Origin of the sequence: Streptomyces durocortorensis (assembly GCF_016901035.1) — a bacterium.
In the GTDB taxonomy this organism is placed as follows: Bacteria; Actinomycetota; Actinomycetes; order Streptomycetales; family Streptomycetaceae; genus Streptomyces; species Streptomyces durocortorensis.
The window spans coordinates 1-1,489 of record NZ_JAFEUF010000489.1 but is presented as its reverse complement, the minus strand read 5'-3'; the positions used below and the strand labels follow the sequence as shown (position 1 = coordinate 1,489).

The window sequence follows — 1,489 nt, the reverse complement described above, 5'->3', positions numbered from 1 at the left end:
AGATCTACAAGGCCCCGGCCCACCCGTACACCAAGGGCCTCCTGCGGTCGATCCCGCGCCTGGACCAGAAGGGCCGGGAGCTGTACGCGATCAAGGGCCTGCCGCCCAACCTCACCCGCATCCCGCCCGGCTGCGCCTTCAACCCCCGCTGCCCGATGGCCCAGGACGTGTGCCGCAGCGACGTGCCGCCGCTCTACGAGGTCGACGAACAGCGCCGGAGCGCCTGCCACTTCTGGAAGGAGACGCTCGATGCACGCTGACCGCGACAGGAGTGCGGGGACCGGCGAGGGTGCGGCCGGCTCCACGCTTCTCTCCAAGGCGCGCGAGGGCGCCGCCGCCCCCTACGTGGAGGGCGACCCGATCCTCCAGGTGCGCGGCCTCGCCAAGCACTACCCGCTCACCCAGGGCATCCTCTTCAAGCGGCAGATCGGCGCGGTCCGGGCCGTCGACGGCGTCGACTTCGACCTGTACGCGGGCGAGACGCTCGGCATCGTGGGGGAGTCGGGCTGTGGCAAGTCGACCGTCGCCAAGATGCTCGTCCACCTGGAACGCCCCACCGCCGGGGCGATCCGCTACAAGGGCGAGGACATCTCCAAGCTGTCCGGGCGTGCGCTGAAGGCGGTGCGCCGCAACATCCAGATGGTGTTCCAGGACCCGTACACCTCGCTCAACCCGCGCATGACGGTCGGCGACATCATCGGGGAGCCGTACGAGATCCACCCCGAGGTCGCCCCGAAGGGCAGCCGCCGCCAGAAGGTGCAGGACCTGCTGGATGTCGTCGGGCTCAACCCGGAGTACATCAACCGCTATCCGCACCAGTTCTCCGGCGGCCAGCGCCAGCGCATCGGCATCGCCCGCGGCCTCGCGCTCAACCCGGAGATCATCGTCGCGGACGAACCGGTCTCCGCGCTCGACGTCTCCGTACAGGCCCAGGTCGTCAACCTGCTGGACCGGCTCCAGGCGGAGTTCAGCCTCAGTTTCGTCTTCATCGCGCACGACCTCTCGATCGTCCGGCACATCTCCGACCGGGTCGGCGTGATGTACCTGGGCCGGATCGTGGAGATCGGCTCCGACGCGGAGATCTACGACCACCCCACCCACCCGTACACGCAGGCGCTGCTGTCCGCCGTCCCCGTACCCGACCCGACCGCCCGCGAGCACCGGGAACGGATCATCCTGCACGGCGACGTCCCCTCGCCCGCCAACATCCCCTCCGGCTGCCGCTTCCGCACCCGCTGCTGGAAGGCGCAGGAGAGGTGCGAACTGGAGGTCCCGCTGCTGGCGGTCCCCGCGGAGTTCCGGCTGGTCGACACCCCGGCGCGGCACGACTCGGCGTGCCACTTCGCGGAGGAGAAGCGCGTGGTGCCGCCGGAGGCCCCGGGGCCGGCGGGGGAGCCGGGGCCCGGCCCCGAGCGGGGACCCGACCCCGAGCCGAGGGCGAAGGGGGCGGCCGGAGCCGACGCTCGGCCGCCGGAGGCCGAGCCGACCC

At 71.6% G+C, this 1,489-nt stretch carries 2 protein-coding genes; both read left to right on the top strand.

All coding sequences use genetic code 11. The features are described 5' to 3' along the window. On the top strand, positions 1-260 hold a 260-nt coding region (locus tag JS521_RS35655; protein WP_372448647.1), incomplete at its 5' end, for an oligopeptide/dipeptide ABC transporter ATP-binding protein. Further along, on the top strand, positions 250-1,489 hold a 1,240-nt coding region (locus JS521_RS35650; protein WP_239488295.1), incomplete at its 3' end, for an ABC transporter ATP-binding protein. The genes JS521_RS35655 and JS521_RS35650, both read left to right, overlap by 11 nt.